Genomic DNA, 18,845 nt, shown 5'->3' on the forward strand with positions numbered 1-18,845 from the left:
AAGGCGATATCTTAACAGCGTGACCGTAGCAAGTCAATGTGATCTTATGCACAATCTCCGCGTATCATCGCACTCTTCCTACGCTGTGCCTCCACAGAGCACAACGTTTATATGGTAGCAGATGTTTGGTAGATACGCACGGCAGCGTGGCGTGTTTTTTCAAATATCACACTTCCCTCAAAAGAAGGGCCGAACCCGAACCGCACGCCGAAAGCGATCGCACCCGAGCAGCCCCTTAATGGGACTCGGCCCAGCTGTCTCCGAAGGACACGTCGGCCACCAGGGGGACGCGCAGTTCGGCCACGCCCTCCATGACCTCCTTGACCATGGCGGACAAACGCTCGATCTCGTCCTGAGGCACGCTGAAATCCAATTCGTCATGCACCTGCAAAAGCAGCCGCGCGCGAAACCCTTCTTCCATGAGACGGCGCTGGACCTCGGTCATCGCAAGCTTGATGATGTCGGCCGCGCTTCCCTGCATAGGGTGGTTCATAGCCGTGCGCTCCCCGAAGCCGCGCTGGTTGGCGTTGCCGGCCTTGAGCTCGGGGATATGGCGCTTGCGCCCGAACATGGTTTCCGCGTAGCCCTTCTCCTTGGCCACGGTGATCGTCTCATCCAGGTACGTCCGCACTCCAGGGTACGCCTCGAAGTAGCGCTCGATCATTCCCTTCGCCTCGCCGAAGGGAATCCCCAGGCTCTGCGAAAGCCCGAACGCCTGCTGACCGTAGACGATGCCGAAGTTCACCGCCTTGGCGCGGCTGCGCAGCTCCGGCGTGATCTCCTCCACCGGCAAGCCGAACACGCGGCTGGCCGTAGCGGCATGGAAGTCCGCCCCCGAGCAAAACGCCGCCACCAGATGCTCGTCAGCCGAAAGGTGCGCCAGCAAGCGCAGCTCGATCTGGGAATAGTCGGCCGAAAGGAACTTGCTGCCCGGTTCGAGCGGCACGAAGCACTCGCGGATCTTGCGCCCGAACTCGGTGCGAACGGGTATGTTCTGAAGGTTCGGATCGGACGAGGACAGACGTCCGGTAGTGGTGACCGTTTCATTGAAGCTGGTGTGCACGCGCCCGTCTTCCGCGCGCATGCGGGGCAGCGCGTCGATATAGGTCGACTTCACCTTGGCAAGCTCTCGATAACGCAGGACGAGCTCCGGCAACTCGTGCTCCTTCGCCAATTCCTTGAGCACGCCCGCGTCGGTCGAGTACCCGCGCTGGTTCTTCTTGAGGGGCTTGAGCCCCAGAACCTCGAACAGGATGTGCGAAAGCTGCTTGGGGGAATCGAGGTTGAACTCCTCCCCCGCCATCTCCACGATGCGGCCCCGCAGGTCATCGAGCTCCACCTGCGTACGCGCGCCTAGCTCGAACAGGCGATCGTAATCCACCGCCGCGCCCGTGCGCTCCATGATGGCCAGAACCGCAACCAAGGGCAGGTCGATGTCGAAATAGGCGCCGCGGCTTCCATCGCGCTCCAACGCGCTGGACAGCGGCTCGACCAGCGCGCGCGCCGCAGCGGCCTGAGCGGCCGCCAACGACGCTTCGTCCTTCGCATCGGGCAGCACGCCGCCGCAGTACGCGTCCAGCAAAGCGTCGTAGGAGTACTCCGCAACCGAGGAATTCAGCACGTAACCGGCAAGCCCCAGATCGAACGCGCGCATGCTCGAAAGATCGCCGTCGGAAACGAGCGCGCGCTTGGCCGTGTCCGGCGGGTACACCCGATGCACGTCCAGCTTGACGTCGAGCGAAGCGAACGATCCTTCGCGAACGACGCGCGCGAAAGCCTCCAAACCCGCTTCGTCTTCGTACAGCGCGGTTCCCTCGCTTGTGCTGACGGCGCAGTGAAGCCCCGCGCTGAACAGAGACGCCTGCTTGGGTTCCACGAACGACACGCCCAGCGTCTCCCCGCGGCCGAGAGCGGCCGACACCAGCGCATCGGCTTCGTCGCCCGTCACAACGGGGTCCACGCTCAAAGGAGCGGCTTTCTTTTCAGGCTCCTTGCCCACCAGTTTGAGCACGCGGCTCAAATGGGCGTTGAACCGAACCCCTTCGAACGCCTCGGTCACGGCCTGCGGATCGAAATCCGGAAAACGACACGCTTCCAGGTCGAGCGGGAAGTCGAGATCGCGCACGATGGTAGCCACCTCGCGACTGGCGAAGGCGGCGTCCTTGTTCTCGACGATGCGCTCCTTCTGCTTGCCCTTGAGCTCGTCGACATGCTCGTAGAGCCCTTCCAGGCTGCCGTACGCCTGCAAAAGCTTCGCGGCGGTCTTCTCGCCGATACCGGGAACGCCGGGGATGTTGTCGGAAGAATCGCCCTTCAGGCCAAGGTAGTCGGGCACCTGCTCGGGGCTGATGCCGTAGCGCTCCAACACTTCCGCCGGCCCGTATATGGCCACGTCGGTGATGCCCTTCTTCGTGGTGACGATGCGCGTCTTGTCGGTAGCCAGCTGATAGGCGTCCTTATCGCCGGTCACCAGCAGCGTTTCGTAACCCAGCGCCTCGTCGCGCGCGGCGATGGTCCCCAGCACGTCGTCGCCTTCCCAGCCCTTGATGCGCACCACCGGCACGCCCATGGCCTCCAAAAGCTCCTCGATGATGGGAAACTGAACCTTCAGATCGTCGTCCATAGGAGGGCGCTGCGCCTTGTACTGCTCGAGAGCCTCCATGCGAAACGCCGGGCGACCCGCATCGAACGCGCAGATGAGAGCGTCGGGAGCCGCTATGTCGATAAACTTCAGCAGCATGGACAGGAAGCCGAACACCGCGTTGGTGGGACGCCCGTCGGGCGCGTTCATGGTGGGGGGAACCGCGTGGTACGCGCGATGCATGAGCGAGTTGCCGTCGATGACGGCTATCTTCTTCGACATGAATACCTCCGTCGGCGAATGTTTTGAGGGCTTAGTATAGCGCAAGCGCTCGCGCCGCGCAGTCCGCCGGGAAACGACCACGCGCCGTCTACAAGCCGGAGCGCGCGGGTTGCGCGCGAAGCGCGACGATCACGCGCTCCAAAGATAACCGACTCCGCGAACCGTCTCCAAATGCTGCGCAAGGTCGGGCCCCAGCTTCGCGCGAACGCGGCGAACGTGAACGTCCACCGTACGGCTTCCCCCGTAGTAGTCGAAGCCCCACACGCGGCGCAGCAGGGCGTCGCGCGAATACGTGCGCCCGGGATGCGTGGCCAAAAACGCAAGGAGCGCGTATTCCAGATACGTCAGATCAAGCGGGTCGCCGCCTATCGTCACCTGGTACGTGGCAAGGTTGATGGTCATGTTGTCAACCGCAAGAACATCGGAGGTGGTTCCCTCGTTTCCCGGCCACAACAGCTGACGAATGCGCGCGGCGCACTCGTCCGGCCCGGCGCCGTGCACCACGAAGTCGCTCTTCACCTGCACGGGAAGGCGAAAATCGGCCAGCTGATCCTCGTTTACGATGACCAGCAGCGAAGCCGTTCCCTCCTCCAGCATAAGCGATTCAACCTGAGACACGTTCGACAAAGAGCCGCTGCGAGCCTCGTAAACAACCAGGTCGCACGAAGCATGCTGCGAGAGCAGCTTTTTGAACTGCACGGACGAACCGGCCACAACCGCCACGTCCAAGCTTGAAAGGACCTGCTGGAACTTGTGGGCGTTGTCCAGGCTGTCGGCTATGAATATGACGGTCTTTCTCATAGAAAACCCCTCCGCTTCCCCGCGAACCGCACGGCGTCCATGCTACAGCACCGCCAGATACCGATCGCGCTCCCAAAGGGAAACATGGGCCAGGTAGTCGTTCCACTCGGCGCGCTTCGACGCCACCAGGTAGCCGTGAATGTGATCGCCGAGCGTCGTGCGCATGAGATCGGATGCAGCGAACAGCTCGATGGCCTCCCCCAAGCTTTCCGGAAGCGTTCGAACGCCGCGCTGCCGCAGGTCTTGACGCGAAAGCGCAAGAAGGCTCTGATCTTCAGCGGGATCGGGCAGTTCGAGCCCTTCCTCGATGCCCGCCAAGCCGGCGGCCAGCATGACCGCGAACGCCAGGTACGGATTCGCGCCGGGATCGGGGCTGCGCAGCTCCAAGCGGCACGCCATCTCGCGATTCGGACGGTACCCCGGCACGCGGACCAGCGTCGAGCGATTCGCGCGCGCCCAGGAGAGGTAGATGGGAGCTTCCCCGCCCGCCACCAGGCGCTTGTAGGAATTCACATGCTGGTTGGTGATCGCACAGAATTCGGGCGCGTACTTCAAGAGCCCGGCAAGGTAGTGCTTGGCAACCCTCGACAGCCCGTAGCCCTGCGAATCGGAGGGATCGAAAAACGCATTGTTGCCGTCGAGGTCGAACAGGCTCTGATGCACGTGCATGCCGCTGCCCGGCTGGTCGGCCATGGGCTTGGGCATGAACGACGCGTACACGCCGTGCTTCATGGCGATCTCTTTGACGACCAGCTTATAGGTCATGACGGCGTCGGCCATGGACAGGGCGTCGGTGAAGCGCAGGTCGATCTCGTGCTGGGACGGGCCGTTCTCGTGGTGCGAGTATTCCACGGGGATGCCCATCTTCTCAAGCGTGAGCACGGTGTCGCGGCGCAAATCGGACGCGTAGTCGAGGCTGGTCAGATCGAAGTAGCCCCCTCGATCGAGCACCTCGGTGCCTTCGGCGTCCTTGAAATAGTAGAACTCCAGCTCGGGTCCCACGTTGAACACGTACCCCATATCCTGGGCCTTCGCCACGGTGCGCGCAAGCACGTGACGAGGATCCCCTTCGAAAGGCGTGCCGTCGGGCGTGCGGATATCGCAGAACATGCGCCCCACCGCATTGGCCTCGGGGCGCCAGGGAAGCACCTGGAACGTCGAGGCGTCCGGATAGGCCAGCATGTCCGATTCCTGCGTGCGGCAGAAGCCCTCGATGCAACTGCCGTCGAAACCCATGCCGTCCGCGAACGCATCCTCCAGCTCGCTGGGAATGACGGCGAACGATTTCACGGTGCCCAAAACGTCGGTGAACCAGAACCGGACGAAGTGAACGTCGCGGCCCTTGATGGTCTTCAAGACGAAATCCTGCTGGGGGTTCGCGGTCATACGCACCTTCCTTGCTCGTCGTCCGCCGCTCGACGCGGCGGCTCCCTTTTTGCCGGCTACTTTATTATACTGCCGCTTGTTGCAAGCGCGTTACGCAGAAACGCCCGGATACCTCGCCGAATCTCCATCGAGGCGGCTGCCCTGCTCCGCTCTCGGCAACAGGCGAGCTGGCGCGGCGCCCGCGAACGCGAACGCGAACGCGAACGCGAACGCGAAAAAGGAGGGTCTCGCGCACGGCGAAGGCAAAAACACGCGAGAGGCCTCGTTCCTGCTGAAAAATTGCGTTTGCGAACGATTCCGAGCACCTTTTATATTATAAGTTATTTCATAATTGTACATAATCCCTGCTCACAAAGATGCGACCTTGATTATGTTCGAAAAAGATCATTCGCAAACGCGATTTTTCAGCAGAAACCGAGCCATCGGAGCGATTTTCGCATTCCAGACGGTAGCGCGGTAGCCGCCCCATGCGTTCGGCCTCGCTGACGATCCAAGCGGTCTCCCATCCCGCATCGACGGCATCCGCGCAGCGCGATCCCCCTGCGCGAACCAAGCTCCGGACCAAGCCGGGCGGCCGTTCGCCCAACGACCGCCGAACGACACGCCTCGATGACGAATCGCCGGCGGACGGGCCTCCCCGCGCGAAACGTACAGCGTGCATGGTACACTCAAGCCATCGGACAAGCCACCAACCAGGAGGTGCCGCATGAAATTCACCAACATCCTCGTGCCGTTCGACACGTCGGAGCATGCCCTGCGCGCGCTCGAAATCGCAAAGGGCCTTGCCGAGGAAGATCCCGCCATCAAGCTGCATGTCATCGACGTCATGTACGTATCCGAGTTCCCGCCCGCAATGGGCCTTGACGCGAACCCGTACGAAAGCCTTCCCGAGCCCATCATCGACCCCAGCACATACGACAAGCTGGTTGAAAACGCCTGCGCGCGCGAGAAGGCCAACATGGACAAGGCCATCGGCTCTATGCTGGACGGCCTGCCCAACGACGTGACCGTTATCGCCGTGAACGAACCGTCCGTGGTCGACGGCATCAACGGCTACGCACGCGACCACGGCTGCGACCTCATCGTGATGGGATCGCGCGGGCTCGGCGTACTGCGCGGCATGCTGGGCAGCGTGAGCTACGGCGTGCTGCGCTCGGCCGAGATCCCCGTGCTGGTGGCAAAAGACGCTGAATAGCTGACCGAATCGCATAGCTGCGCGGTGCCGCTTTCGCATGCGCTATACTTTCAAGCATCGAAAGGAGGGCGCATGGCGAAGCGGCCCGCAAGCATTTGCGTCGTGGTGACGGCGCACAACGTAGAAGAGTGCCTCGGGGAATGCCTGGCTTCTCTTGCCGTGCAGACGTTCCCCGATTTCGAGGCCATCGTGGTGGAGGACGGGTCAAGCGACGAAACCGCGCGCATCGCCGACGAATTCGCCCTGCAAGACGATCGCTTCCGCGTGGTTCATACGCCCAATCTAGGAGCCGCCGGCGCTCGCAACCACGGCCTTGGCCTTGTGGAATCTCCCCATTTCATGCTGCTCGACGGCGACGACGTGTTTCTGCCAACCATGCTGGAAGCCCTGCATGGCCAAGCGATACGTTGCAAGGCCGACGTTGTCGTATGCGACATCGTGCAGTTCGATCACAAGTCGAGGGAACGCACCGCCGCCCCTTGGGCGCTCAAGGAAAGCCAACTTCCCAACCTTGCCGAAACCCCCTCGTTCTCATGGCGAGACGTGCCCGGAAACGTGTTCGCGGCGTTCATGGGCTGGCCGTGGGACAAGCTCTACCGCACGGCTTTCGCGCGCTCCGCAGGTTTGAGCTTTCCCGACGATCTATCCAATAGCGAGGACATGCTGTTCACCTACCAGGCCATAATCCTGGCGCAGCGCATCGCCGTAGTCAACGAAGTGCTCATCGAGCACCGCATAGGACGCGGCGGGTCGGTATCCAACTCGCGCACGCGAGACCCTTTCGCTTTCTACGAGGGGCTATGCCGCATGAAGCGCTTTTTGCAGGAACTGCCCGATGACGCATGGCAAAGCCTTCGCCAACCTTACCTCAACTGGGCGCTCGACTGGACGCTTTGGAACATCGAAACCATGACGGATCAAGCCGTTCGCGCCAAGCTGGCGCAGCGGCTCGGCGCGAACGGCTTTCCCGAACTGGAGCTGGCCGAGCACAAGCCCGCCTATTTCACCGGCTACCCGCGGAACATGGCGCGCTACGCCTCCGTCCTGAGCGACTGGTCGGACGACAGCCCCGATCAAGGACCGTTTGGCCCTTTGGCCAGCCTTCCCTACGGAAAATTCAAGCCCTGGTGCCAAGCGAGCCCCCTTGAGAAACTCGCCATAAAAAGACGGTTGCGCAGGGCGCGCCCCACGGAATGGTAGAACGAAGCGCTCGCTATCCCTGCTCGCTCTTTTTCGCCTGGGGCAAGATCACGCGACTTTTCACCCAGCTGGGAAACGCGAGGAACAGTCGTCCCAGTCGATACGTGCGCGACCCTTCGAGTTCGTCGTACACCCCTTTAAGGGCCTTGTGCAGCTCGAGGATATGCAAATCGAAATCGACGCGGTCCTGCAGGTTCAGCCCCTTGCGATAAGCATTCATGTCCGCTTCGGTAATCTCGAACAGGTAGCGGGCGGCAACTTCACACGTGTGGAAAACGCGCGCGGCGTACGCATCGCAGAAATCCGAGGAGCACTCGTTCGCATGATCCAAGATCCATGCGCGCAAGGTCTGCTGCGTACGGAACAACCCGTCGACGTTGCGCATGCTGAAGGCGGAAGTCATGGTAGATCCCTCGCGCATCCTGCGTCGATACAAAGGCTCGTTCAGAAACGCCGCGCGACGAGGCAGCGGCATGAGCTGCATGAGAAAGAGCAGATCCTCGTGAATGATTCCCTCGCGAAAACGCAAACCGGCGCCTTCGACAACCGATCGCCTGACGGCATACAGGCACGACGACGGCCGAAACGCTTCCGTCTTTTCGAATGCCACGTACAAATCGACTCCCGACATGACCCCATGGATGGATGTACGGCTCTCCTGATCCTCGTAGCGCGTACGCCTGAGCGTACGGTTCTCGTAAAAGGTTTGCGCCGCGAAGTAAAGCTGGTCCAAATCGTCGGCGTCAACTCTATCGGCAACGACTTGCAGCGCATCGTCGCGATAATAGTCGTCGGAATCAAGGAACAGAACGTACTCCCCCGACGCATGAAGCAGGCCCACGTTGCGTGCGGCGGACTGCCCGGCGTTTTCGGGCTGCTTAAAAAACACGAAGCGCGCATCGTCTCCCGCGCAGCGCTTTGCAACCTGCAGCGTTGCATCCGTGGAAGCGTCGTCCACCACGATGGCCTCGAAATCGCAATACGTCTGACGTTTCAGCGACTCGATGCAATCGGCAACGTAAGGTTCCACGTTGTAGGCGGCGACGATGACGGAAAACTTCATAGGAGCAAGCCCTTTCCCTGGGAGCGACTCGACCATTATAGCGAACGCGAAGCCCTGCGATTATAATGGTCGGACACCTCCATCTCAAGCGAACAGGACCCTTCGTGAAGAACACCCGCGTACCCGCCCTGGCCTTCGGCTTCGGCGCCGCTCTCGTGCTGACCACGTTTGCGTTTCTCTATCTAAACCTGGAAAGTATCGAAGCCGATGCGGGGGCGAGCGAGTTCTTCCTCTCCTGCGCGGAAAGACTCGCCCTCGGGCGCAACCTGGCCCTCGTCGGCATAGGCCTAGCCGCAGGAACGGCCGCGGCATCGACGGTCTTCCTGCATAGGAAGCGCTGCCTCGAGCTCCTATACGCGTTTCGCTGGCCTATTGCGATCGGAGCGATTGCAATCGGGACCTGCCTGGGAATATCGGGCTCGTCGCTTGGCATGTGGTACGACGGGGGTGGATGGGACGGGACCCTGTTCGGAACCGCGCGCTCATGCCGTTCGGACGAATTCCTGGTCAACACGCCCATGGCATTCGCACAAGGCTTCAACGACTCGGGAGCATGGCCTTATTTCGGGGAGACGTTTCGAGGCGCAACGAGCGACATGTTCATCGTATACGGGCAGCCCGTTGCCGACCCAGCCGTGATCTTTCGACCCTTCCATTGGGGCTACCTGCTGCTCGGAGCAGAACGAGGTCTTGCCTTTTTCTGGTGCGCACGCGTAGTCATGCTGCTCATGTGCACGTTCGAAGTGGGAATGCTCGTTGCTCGGCAACGCCGAGGCTTAGCGTGCGGGCTCGCACTGCTGGTGACGTTCGCGCCGGTTATCAACTGGTGGCTGGATGTCAACGGCTACGTAGAGATGATCGTGTCGTGCGAGATCATGCTGCTTATCATCGCCGGATACCTGAAAACAACCTCTTACCGGGTGCGCATCGCATTGGGCCTGCCGTTCGTCATATGCGGAGGATGCTTCGTCCTCACGTTCTACCCGGCTCTTCAGGTGCCTATGGCGTATCTTTTCTTCACGATGGCAGCCGTCTACATCGCCCTGCATTGGCGGGAGGCCCGCCTGAGCCGCAAGGACGCGCTTATCGTTGGAGGGTTCTTCCTTCTGTTCTGCGTCGGCATGGCCTACGTGTTCGGAAAGTCATGGGACACCGTGCAGGCGGTCCTGAACACCGCCTACCCAGGCCATCGAGCCGACTGCGGCGGCGGGGCCCTGCCCTTGCTAGCTCAATACCCCCTAGACGCGCTCACTCCCTTGCGGTCCTTCGCCGACAGTCTGCGCATCGACGCCTTCGCGTCGGTCTACGACTTCTTCCCCCTGGGCATCCTCGTCTCGCTCTGGGTGGTGCTCAAGGAGGGGAGACGCGATGCGTATCTCATCGCGCTGCTGGCGCTGAACGCGTTTCTAGGATGGTATTGTTTCGCGGGCTTTCCCGAACCCCTCGCGAAGCTCACGCTCATGAGCTTGAGCACAGGCGGGCTGTACTCCAAAGCGTTCATCGTGTTCGGCCTGATCAACCTTCTCTTGCTCATACGGGGCCTCGCCCTTTTGAAAGCCCGGCCCACCCGCGCGGCGGCAACGGCCGTAGCAATCGTTGCCGGCGGCGCGATCATGGCGGGATCGGCCGCAGCGTTTCCCTGGTTCTACAACACCGCGGCCTTCGCCGCATGCGCGCTCGTGCTGATCGGAGGAATGTACCTGCTGCTGCGCCGCGCAGATGGAGCGGACGGGGCCCTTGCAACCTACCTGGCGACGCTCGCGTTGTTCATGGGCGTGATGGTGAACCCTGTGCAAATAGGAGCTGGACCCATTTTGGAGAACGAAACGCGCGAAGCCGTAGCAGCGATCAACCAGGAGCGCCCCGATTCCGTCTGGGCCGTAACCGGCGACGACAGCTCCGCTTATGCCGACCTGGCGGCCACGAGCGGAGCTGCAGTCATCAACACGTGCAACGTCTATCCCAACTTGAGCCTATGGCGATCCTTCGATCCAGCGGGGTCCTACGACGACGTCTACAATCGCTACGCGCATATCTCCATAGAAGTCGTGCATGGCGAAACTCACTTCGGAGATGCCGCATTCGACAGCTTCACGCTGTACGTCAACCCTTCGGATATCCCGCTGCTGGGAGCGGACTACCTGGTATCCACGCAGGAGCTCGGCGCGTTCTCGACCAACGAAGTGTCTTTTGCGTCCTTGGGCGAGGCCGTAAACGGGCGCACCATCTACGAAGTGCATCTGCAGGATCGAAGAAGCACGGGATAGCCCCGACGATTCTCGGCGCTCCTTTGCTATACTTGCGCCCATGGATACCACACAAAAACAAGCGCGCATGCGCAATCGCAAGCGCATCGCCGTCGTCACCATGGGCGTGAAGCTGGGCGACGAGACGCGCGGCTACACGCGATTCCGCTTCCTTTCGGATCTGCTCGTTCGCGAGGGGTTCGAAGTCGACCTCATCACGTCGTCGTTCCAGCATTGGGAGAAAGCGCATCGAGACTGCTCGAAGACGTGCTACCAGGATCTTCCGTACCGCATCGTGTTCATCGACGAGCCCGGGTACACGAAGAACCTGGACTTGGCGCGCATTCGCAGCCACCGCGTCGCCGCAAAGAACCTGCGCGCGCATTTTGATCGCACGGCAGGCGAATACGACCTGATCTACGCCGAAATTCCCCCGAACGACGTCGCGCGCGCATGCGCCGAATGCGCCGACAAGATGGGGATCCCCTTCGTTGCCGACATCAACGACCTTTGGCCCGAGGCCATGCGCATGGTGGTGAACGTTCCGGTGGTGAGCGACATCGCGTTCTACCCGTTCGCACGCGATGCGCGGATCGTCTACCGCCTGCTGTCGGGAGCTGTGGGCACCTCCGACGAGTACGCCGCCCGCCCCGCCGCAGATCGAGAGCGACCCTACCCCAAAGCCACCGTATACGTGGGAAACGACCTGGCCGCTTTCGACGAAGGCGCACGCGCTCATGCGCACGAGATCGTCAAGCCCGACGGCGAAGTGTGGGCAACCTACGCGGGAACCCTGGGCGCCAGCTACGATTTGGCCACCTTGATCGAGGCATCGGCGCTTCTTGAGAAGGATCGTCTGGAGCACGCCGCCCGACATGCATCCGAGCGCACCACGTACGGCCCGGCTCAAGAGCGGCCCCACCCGCCGGTGCGCGTGAAGATCCTGGGCGACGGGCCGGATCGCGCCAAGCTGGAGGCCCTTGCCAGCCAGTTGGAAGCGCCTGTCGACTTCCTGGGCTACCAGGACTACGCGAGCATGGCCGCATACCTGTGCGCATCCGACATCACGGTGAACTCGTTGGTGAAGTCGGCGGTCCAGAGTATCGTCACCAAGATCGGCGACTACCTGGCAAGCGGAAATCCCCTGATCAACACCGGATCGAGTCCGGAATTCCGCGCAAAGGTAAGCTCCGACGGAATCGGCCTCAACGTCGAAGCGGAAAACGCAGCCGCCCTTGCGCACGCCATGGGAGAACTGGCCGGCAACGCGTCGCTGCGCAAGATCATGGGCGCGCGCGGACGGGCCGTAGCCGAACGCGAATTCGACCAGCCGCAATCCTATCGGGAAATCGTAACCCTGCTGCGCAATTTGCTGTGATGTTTAGTTGAGCGCTCTCGCCAAATAGGCAAGGTCGCGTCACAATAGGGTTTCTCGCGCCCAATCGCACCAGCGCGCGAGGGATCGCACGGAACACGAGGAGCACGCTCTTGACCGAAAAGAAGCATATCCCGTTCTCTCCCCCCGACATCACGGATGCGGAGATAGCCGAGGTAACGGACGCCTTGAAAAGCGGCTGGATCACAACGGGACCCAAAACCAAGCAACTCGAACAAGATCTGGCATCGTACGTGGGCGCCCCCCGCACGGCCTGCTTGGCATCGGCCACGGCTGCGCTCGAGTGCGCGCTGCGCGCGCTGGGCATCGGACCGGGCGACGAAGTCATCACCTGCGCCTACACCTACACCGCATCGTGCTCCCCCATCTGCCACGTAGGTGCGACTCCCGTATTGTGCGACACCGCCCCCGGCTCCTACGAGATGGACTACGACGCCCTGCCCGCCTTGATCACGGATCGCACCAAGGCGATCATCCCCGTGGACATAGCCGGGCGCATGTGCGATTACGACCGTTTGCTCCAGGCAATCGAAAGCGCAGGCGCATCGTGGACGCCGGCGAACGATCGGCAAGCCGCCATCGGCCGCATTGCCGTAGTAGCCGATGCGGCTCACGCTCTGGGCGCGCGTTACCACGGCAAAACCTGCGGCTCGGTTGCGGACCTCACCACGTTTTCGTTCCACGCCGTGAAGAACTTCACCACGGCGGAAGGCGGCGCGCTCTCCTGGCGCCCAGGCTTGTTCGATGATGACGATTTCTACCGCGGGCTTATGCTCCAATCGCTTCATGGCCAGACCAAAGACGCCCTCGCGAAAACCAAAGCGGGCGCTTGGGAGTACGATGTTGCTTTTCCAGGCTGGAAATGCAACATGACCGACATCCAAGCCGCCATGGGGCTTGCCCAGCTTCGCCGATACCCCGGAATGCTGGAACGTCGTCGCGAACTGATAGGCTTGTACGAACGGGCTTTCGAGGGAATGGATCTGGATATCCTGCAGCACTACGGGGACGACTTCGCATCGAGCGGACACCTTATGTTGGTGCGTCTGACGGGCAAATCGCAGGAATTCCGCAACGCGCTGATCGAGCGCATGGCTGAAGAGGGCGTGTCCACCAACGTCCACTACAAGCCGCTGCCGCTGCTGACTGCCTACCGCAATCTGGGATTCGACATCGCCGACTTCCCGAACGCGTTCGCGCAATTCGAAAACGAGGTAACGCTACCGCTGCATACCTCGCTTTCGGACGACGACGCACGTTATGTTGCGGAAACGTTCCAGCGCGCCTACGAGTCCCTTGAAGCAAAGGGCGCCGTGTGATGTACGCACGATTCGGAAAACGAGCCTGCGACCTGGTCGTAGGCATAATCGCCCTGCCCTTCGTCCTATTGATCATCGCCATCTTGGCGCCGTTCATTCATTTCGAAGACAAAGGGCCCGTGTTCTACAACGCCCCGCGTGTGGGAGTTGGCGGCCGGGACTTCAAAATGTACAAGCTGCGTTCGATGAAGGTGAATGCGCCCGATCTGGTCATGGAGGACGGATCCACGTACAACGGAGCCGACGACCCGCGCATGACCCGCGTAGGCGCATTCATGAGGAAGACGTCGCTTGACGAAATGCCGCAGTTCCTCAATGTGCTGAAGGGCGACATGAGCGTAGTGGGACCCCGTCCCGACCTGCGCCGCGAGACCGAGCTTTACGTTGGCGACGAGCATTTGAAGCTTACGGTCAAACCGGGCGTGACCGGTTACGCAGCCGTGTACGGCCGCAATTCGCTGCCGTGGCACGACCGCCTGGCGCTTGACGTCAAGTACGTGCGCACCATGAGTTTTCCGTTGGACGTGAAGATCTTCTTCAAAACGTTTTCTGCAGTATTCAAGCAGGAAGGCGTATTCGTGGAAGACGAGCGCGAGCAGTCATAACTACCCGCTGGTCGCATTCCAGCAACGTTCGCATGACAAATAACGGATAAGATCCCCCTGATCAGCTGCTTAAAGGTATACTTCCTTCCTTGCAAAGCCGAACGCGACGCGATGGAAGGACAACAAGCATGGCACTTGACAACACTGAACTTGCCAAAAGCGGCATCGACTATGTCGAGGCTATGGAGCGCTTCGGCAACAACGAGGACCTGTATCTTCGCCTTGCTGTGAAGTTTCTTGACGACCCTCATTTCTCAGAGCTTCAAAAAGCCATGGATCGCGAAGACATCGAAGGGTCCCAGCGAGAGGCGCATTCCCTCAAAGGGGTGGCCGGCAACCTCTCGTTCAAGGACCTGTACCGAGCAGCCTGCAAGATGAACGAAGTCCTGAACGCAAGCGATATGGACGCCGCCTGGGAGCTGATGCCCGACACCCAAGACGCCTACGACCGTGTGTGCGATGCGTTGAGGAAGATTTCCTAAGCCCAAGCAACCGCTTCGATAAAACAAGAGGGCGACTCTTCTTCTGACCTACGACCGAAGAAGAGTCGCCAAACCGCTCCGCCTGAATCTTTTACCGCATGTCAGCCGTTTCCTTACGTCCAAACAATTCGTTCCAGTCGCTTGCAGCCAACACCGTGCCCACTAAAATAACAATGCAGCATACAATGGATATCGGGGTGGGAACCGTACCCTGCAGTACAAGCGCAAACAGGACAGCCCAGGCTGAATAGCTGATGTTAAGGGCCATGGACTTCGCCGCGCCAATAGGCGAAGAGATGCTCTTGTAGTAGAACAGGTACGAAATCGTACCTGCAAGAGCAGCCAGCGCCACAACGCCGGTCGCGAAGCTAGGAGCCGCCATCGCTGTAAAGCCCCAGGCACCGAACAGGGGCAGCACGACAATAGCGTATGCAAGAGCCGATGTCGTTTCACGAATCTGCAAAGCCGTCTCGTTATCAACCACATCATCGCGCATTCCCCAAGCACAGATGACCGCTTCGGAGCCCCACCCCAAAACACATAGCAGCGCGCCGAACAACCCCAACAGCGGATTTCCCAACTCGGAACCGCCGGATGACACGTATCCCATCACGATAATGCCAGCAAGAGCCGCCAGCAACGCGACAAACTGCTTGGGGGCCATTCGCTCTTTCAGAAACACGAAAGCAAGAAAAGCGCCAACGGCAGGATAGAACGACGAAATAATAGCTGTATAGCCCGCACCAATGTTGTTAATAGCAATAACGTAGCCGGTCATGCCCACCGGACCGCCCAACAACGCTCCAAGGATAACCGCTTTGCCACTACGCGTCTTAAGAGCAGCAACCGTATCCCCCAAGCGACCCTTAGCCCCCATGTATACAAACATCCAAATTGCGCAAAATATATCATGAAGCGCAGCACTTGCTATAGCTGCAAACGCAAGCGCCTCGGCGGTGCCGACATAGGGCGTCATGGACAAGCCTATGCCCAGAATCACCGTATCAAGGCCCCAAAGCAAACCGCTCGTCAAGCCAAACTTCATACTTTTGAAACCCTTCACAACGTTCCCCCTTGATCGCTCCCCTGACGGTACCAATCCAGCACCTTATCCAGATAGTCCTTCGCATAGCGGTAGTAAATATAGAGCCATTCGCCCACCATGTCGCCCTCGGCTTCTTTGAGCAAGGACCACACGTACCAACACCATCCGGCAAGGGCGACAAAGGCGAAGTTGTGCCTTTGCTCCTCCATCGAGGGTTCGTGCCCAAAGTAATAGGAAAGCGCACGAACGGCTTCGGCTTCGTCAAGCTGGCAGCACACCACGAACGTGCCAAAGTCGCTGGCGTAATCGGACATGCCCGAATATTCCCAATCGATGAGCGACATCTCATCCTGCTCGTCAATCAAGAAATTCAGCATGAAGAAGTCGTTGTGGGTCAGACACACGCGCGTGTCGTCCGCGTCAACAAGGCGCTTGAGTTCTTCTGCCTTTGCAGCCATTTCGGCATAACCAGGTACTTCAATTCGACCCGTCTTCCGCTCAAGCAGACGCTCGTAGCGCTTCCCTTCTTCAAAGAAGTCGAACGACCGATCAACGCTCGCGCCTGACCCATGAAGGCGCCGCGCCATTTCCATGGCTCGTTTAACTTGCGCAGGATCACGGGGATCAAGCTGACGGCAATTCGGAATAAAGCGAGACAGCTTCCATCCTCTCTCAGGGTCTTCGACGATGAACGTACTGTCGAGGCCCAAATCGCGCGCCACCCCCTGAGCCACCATTTCAGCCTGGCGATCGATGATCCCTTCGGTTCCAATACCCGGATGGCGGTACACGTACTCGGCGTCCCCAACGCGAATATGGCACGAAAGGTTCGTAAGGCCCTGCTTCAGCGGGTATACATCGCGAATGTCGTCTTTGCTGCATCCGAGCGCAGACACTATATTGTCGAACGCCTCGGAGTCGACGTTCCTAAGAAAATAGGGATCGAATTCGCGCAGCTCGTCAAGCGTGTCAAATTCGAACACAGTGCCCGCTGGATACTCGCGCGCAACCATGTCCAACTCTGCGATATGATCGACGTAGAGCTCTTCCCATAACTTGTCCACCGTAGCGGGAGCCTCGTACTCGTCTGCAAGAATGCGGGCGAACGTACCGGAAAACGCTTTGTCAAAGTACACATGGCCGAGCATAATAAGCGCATCGCGACCGCCTATTTCAACCGACACAATGCGGTTGCCCGACCCTAGACGCATGCACCATTCTTTTGTAGGACCTGCTTGATATTGGGCTGCGTAATACGCCTTCCATACATACGGTTCGAAGGGATTCTCCGCAAAGTAATTATCTGACGAGCAGATGAACGTATTGCGCAAGCGCTCGCGAACAACCATGAGGGACGAGTGATTGTTTCGAGAGGCGTATTCATCGTTCACCGCAATGGACACGCCAAACTTCTCCTCGAGATAGAAGAAGTACTCTTTTTTATACCCCACCACTACCGTTATGTCGTTGATACCCGACTCCTGCAGCTGGCGAATTTGACGTTCAATCAGTATCTCGCCGCGAACATGCAGCAGTCCTTTGGGCTTTTCGTAGGAAATAGGCGCAAACCGCGATGAAAGCCCCGCCGCCAAGATAATAGCGTTGTCGACCTTGTAAGGCAGCAATGTTTCTCGACCTGCATCGGTAAGAGCACCGGCTGCGATCAAGCCCCCGTCTGAAAGCGTTTTGTACGCCGTATTGACCGACCCCAACGACAACCCCGCATGAGCAGAAATTGCACGTTGGCTCATGCCAGGCTCCCTCTCAAGCGCAGCAAGCACCGAAAACTCATTCTTTGTGATCAATCGTGCATCCTCTCATGCATATCCGGGAATCAATCCATTCAACGTTCATTTTTCAAGATAGTATAAATGATTTGAACGGAATGTTCAGATAATGGGCATTTGTACGAAATTTGAACACAACTAGACGCGAAGCCTCCCGAAAAGGAAGGCTTCGCGTCTAAACAATGATTGCCTGGATTAGCTAAGATCAGTAAGAGAGCAGTCTGCCCAAGGAATCCATGATCTTCGCTCCGTACGTCTTGTCTGCAGCCCACGTGCCCGACAGCTTGTTGACCGTCGGTGCTGATCCGCGCTTGTCGGTCAAGTACTTGAACCGAGGATCGACACAGGGTTGATTAAGCGGGTCGGTCGAAGCATACCCTTTCAGATGCTGAACCTGAGCCAAAAGCCCGGTCTTCACATCAGGGAACGAGTCTCCGGGAACACCATTACCCGTTGCGCCGATCCCTCCAAAATTGCACTGGATCTTTCCATCTTTATCTACATCGCCTCCGAACTGCAGCCAACCCGTCTCTAGCATAGCCTGGGCAAACAGCACCTCCGCACGAACGTTCTCAGCTTTCGCCTGATCAAGAAGAACCTGGCAGAAATCGGAAATGGTAGGAGCTCCTCTTGTGGCGTACTTGTACGAAGGATACGCAACGCCCTGCGCGCTGTAGTATGCAACCATCTGCTGCACCGTAGTGGACGAAGGGCCCATGACAGAATCCGAAGGAAGCAGCGCTCCCGATGCGTCAAAGCGATATGCCTTGCCATCGATGGTCACGGCTCCGGTGACCATCACGCCGGATTCGTTCAGATAATAGCGCTTGCCCCCCAGATCGAGCCAGCCGGTCTGCATGGCGCCGGAGCCGGACAGGTAGTACCAGGCCCCGCCGTCCTTGAGCCAGCCGCCGGGCCTCATCGCGCCGGAGCTCTCGAAGAAGTACCGCTTGCCGTCCGAGGCCTTCGCCCAGCCCGTGGCCATCCTGCCGGACTCGGGGTCGAGCCAGTACCACGTCCCGCCCTGCTTGAGCCAGCCGGTCTGCATGGCGCCGGAGGCTGACAGGTAGTACCAGGCCCCGCCCGAGCTCATCCAGCCGCCGGACCTCATCGCGCCCGATCCTTCCAGGTAGTACCACGTCCCGTCGGGAGTCTTCGTCCAGCCCGTGGCCATCCTGCCGGACTCGGGGTCGAGCCAGTACCACGTCCCGCCCTGCTTGAGCCAGCCGGTCTGCATGGCGCCGGAGGCTGACAGGTAGTACCAGGCCTCGCCGTCCTTGAGCCAGCCGCCGGGCCTCATCGCGCCCGAGCCGTCGAAGAAGTACCACGTCCCGTCGGGAGTCTTCGTCCAGCCCGTGGCCATCCTGCCGGACTCGGGGTCGAGCCAGTACCACGTCCCGCCCTGCTTGAGCCAGCCGGTCTGCATGGCGCCGGAGGCTGACAGGTAGTACCAGGCC

General features: G+C 60.0%; 14 protein-coding genes. 7 read left to right on the forward strand and 7 right to left on the reverse strand.

The window, feature by feature from the left end; all coding sequences use genetic code 11:
* Window positions 1-235: 235 nt before the first annotated feature.
* The 3 genes from polA to DMP08_RS06340 form a co-directional block, all read right to left on the reverse strand.
* Window positions 236-2,863 carry a DNA polymerase I gene (gene polA, locus DMP08_RS06330; protein ID WP_123192104.1) on the reverse strand — a complete coding sequence of 876 codons (2,628 nt, stop codon included), beginning with the start codon at window positions 2,861-2,863 and terminating at the stop codon, window positions 236-238.
* Between the two features lie 129 nt (window positions 2,864-2,992).
* The gene (locus DMP08_RS06335; RefSeq protein WP_123192105.1) at window positions 2,993-3,664 is read right to left on the reverse strand and encodes a winged helix family transcriptional regulator; all 672 of its coding nucleotides are present in this window, start codon (window positions 3,662-3,664) and stop codon (window positions 2,993-2,995) included.
* A gap of 42 nt (window positions 3,665-3,706) precedes the next feature.
* Complete coding sequence (locus DMP08_RS06340; RefSeq protein ID WP_123192106.1) at window positions 3,707-5,050, reverse strand: glutamine synthetase family protein; 1,344 nt, start codon at window positions 5,048-5,050, stop codon at window positions 3,707-3,709.
* Between the two features lie 706 nt (window positions 5,051-5,756).
* Between DMP08_RS06340 and DMP08_RS06345 the strand changes: the two genes are divergently transcribed.
* On the forward strand, window positions 5,757-6,245 hold the full coding sequence (locus DMP08_RS06345) for a universal stress protein (RefSeq protein WP_123192107.1): 489 nt from the start codon (window positions 5,757-5,759) through the stop codon (window positions 6,243-6,245).
* A gap of 72 nt (window positions 6,246-6,317) precedes the next feature.
* Window positions 6,318-7,445 (forward strand): glycosyltransferase family 2 protein, encoded by a 1,128-nt coding sequence (locus tag DMP08_RS06350; RefSeq protein ID WP_123192108.1) that lies wholly within the window; start codon window positions 6,318-6,320, stop codon window positions 7,443-7,445.
* 13 nt (window positions 7,446-7,458) lie between these two features.
* Here DMP08_RS06350 and DMP08_RS06355 read toward each other — a convergent pair whose 3' ends face one another.
* The gene (locus tag DMP08_RS06355; RefSeq protein ID WP_161555433.1) at window positions 7,459-8,508 is read right to left on the reverse strand and encodes a glycosyltransferase family 2 protein; all 1,050 of its coding nucleotides are present in this window, start codon (window positions 8,506-8,508) and stop codon (window positions 7,459-7,461) included.
* A gap of 104 nt (window positions 8,509-8,612) precedes the next feature.
* Between DMP08_RS06355 and DMP08_RS06360 the strand changes: the two genes are divergently transcribed.
* The 5 genes from DMP08_RS06360 (at window position 8,613) to DMP08_RS06380 (ending at window position 14,556) form a co-directional block, all read left to right on the forward strand.
* Window positions 8,613-10,775, forward strand: coding sequence for a DUF7657 domain-containing protein (locus DMP08_RS06360; RefSeq protein WP_123192110.1), 2,163 nt, complete (start codon window positions 8,613-8,615; stop codon window positions 10,773-10,775).
* A gap of 67 nt (window positions 10,776-10,842) precedes the next feature.
* On the forward strand, window positions 10,843-12,132 hold the full coding sequence (locus DMP08_RS06365; protein WP_170158410.1) for a glycosyltransferase: 1,290 nt from the start codon (window positions 10,843-10,845) through the stop codon (window positions 12,130-12,132).
* A 110-nt stretch (window positions 12,133-12,242) separates the two neighbouring features.
* The gene (locus DMP08_RS06370) at window positions 12,243-13,469 is read left to right on the forward strand and encodes a DegT/DnrJ/EryC1/StrS family aminotransferase (protein ID WP_123192111.1); all 1,227 of its coding nucleotides are present in this window, start codon (window positions 12,243-12,245) and stop codon (window positions 13,467-13,469) included.
* Entirely contained in the window at window positions 13,469-14,074 is a 606-nt protein-coding gene (locus DMP08_RS06375) for a sugar transferase (RefSeq protein ID WP_123192112.1), read from the forward strand. Before DMP08_RS06370 ends, DMP08_RS06375 begins: the two co-directional genes overlap by 1 nt.
* Before the next feature lie 128 nt (window positions 14,075-14,202).
* Entirely contained in the window at window positions 14,203-14,556 is a 354-nt protein-coding gene (locus tag DMP08_RS06380; RefSeq protein WP_123192113.1) for an Hpt domain-containing protein, read from the forward strand.
* A gap of 91 nt (window positions 14,557-14,647) precedes the next feature.
* On the opposite strand, the gene DMP08_RS06385 is transcribed toward DMP08_RS06380, so the two are convergent.
* The 3 genes from DMP08_RS06385 to DMP08_RS06395 form a co-directional block, all read right to left on the reverse strand.
* The gene (locus DMP08_RS06385) at window positions 14,648-15,619 is read right to left on the reverse strand and encodes a DMT family transporter (protein WP_244596840.1); all 972 of its coding nucleotides are present in this window, start codon (window positions 15,617-15,619) and stop codon (window positions 14,648-14,650) included.
* Window positions 15,616-17,406 (reverse strand): phosphotransferase, encoded by a 1,791-nt coding sequence (locus tag DMP08_RS06390; RefSeq protein WP_123192114.1) that lies wholly within the window; start codon window positions 17,404-17,406, stop codon window positions 15,616-15,618. Before DMP08_RS06390 ends, DMP08_RS06385 begins: the two co-directional genes overlap by 4 nt.
* A gap of 187 nt (window positions 17,407-17,593) precedes the next feature.
* A partial coding sequence (locus DMP08_RS06395; RefSeq protein ID WP_211328402.1) for a glucosaminidase domain-containing protein occupies window positions 17,594-18,845 on the reverse strand: 1,252 nt, incomplete at its 5' end.

This window comes from Paraeggerthella hongkongensis (assembly GCF_003726035.1).
Taxonomy (GTDB): domain Bacteria; phylum Actinomycetota; class Coriobacteriia; order Coriobacteriales; family Eggerthellaceae; genus Paraeggerthella; species Paraeggerthella hongkongensis.

Coding starts and splice junctions, on each gene's coding strand:
- polA (WP_123192104.1), bottom strand. CDS start 2,863: ATGTCGAAGAAGATAGCCGTCATCGACGGCAACTCGCTCATGCATCGC.
- DMP08_RS06335 (WP_123192105.1), bottom strand. CDS start 3,664: ATGAGAAAGACCGTCATATTCATAGCCGACAGCCTGGACAACGCCCAC.
- DMP08_RS06340 (WP_123192106.1), bottom strand. CDS start 5,050: ATGACCGCGAACCCCCAGCAGGATTTCGTCTTGAAGACCATCAAGGGC.
- DMP08_RS06345 (WP_123192107.1), top strand. CDS start 5,757: ATGAAATTCACCAACATCCTCGTGCCGTTCGACACGTCGGAGCATGCC.
- DMP08_RS06350 (WP_123192108.1), top strand. CDS start 6,318: ATGGCGAAGCGGCCCGCAAGCATTTGCGTCGTGGTGACGGCGCACAAC.
- DMP08_RS06355 (WP_161555433.1), bottom strand. CDS start 8,508: ATGAAGTTTTCCGTCATCGTCGCCGCCTACAACGTGGAACCTTACGTT.
- DMP08_RS06365 (WP_170158410.1), top strand. CDS start 10,843: ATGCGCAATCGCAAGCGCATCGCCGTCGTCACCATGGGCGTGAAGCTG.
- DMP08_RS06375 (WP_123192112.1), top strand. CDS start 13,469: ATGTACGCACGATTCGGAAAACGAGCCTGCGACCTGGTCGTAGGCATA.
- DMP08_RS06380 (WP_123192113.1), top strand. CDS start 14,203: ATGGCACTTGACAACACTGAACTTGCCAAAAGCGGCATCGACTATGTC.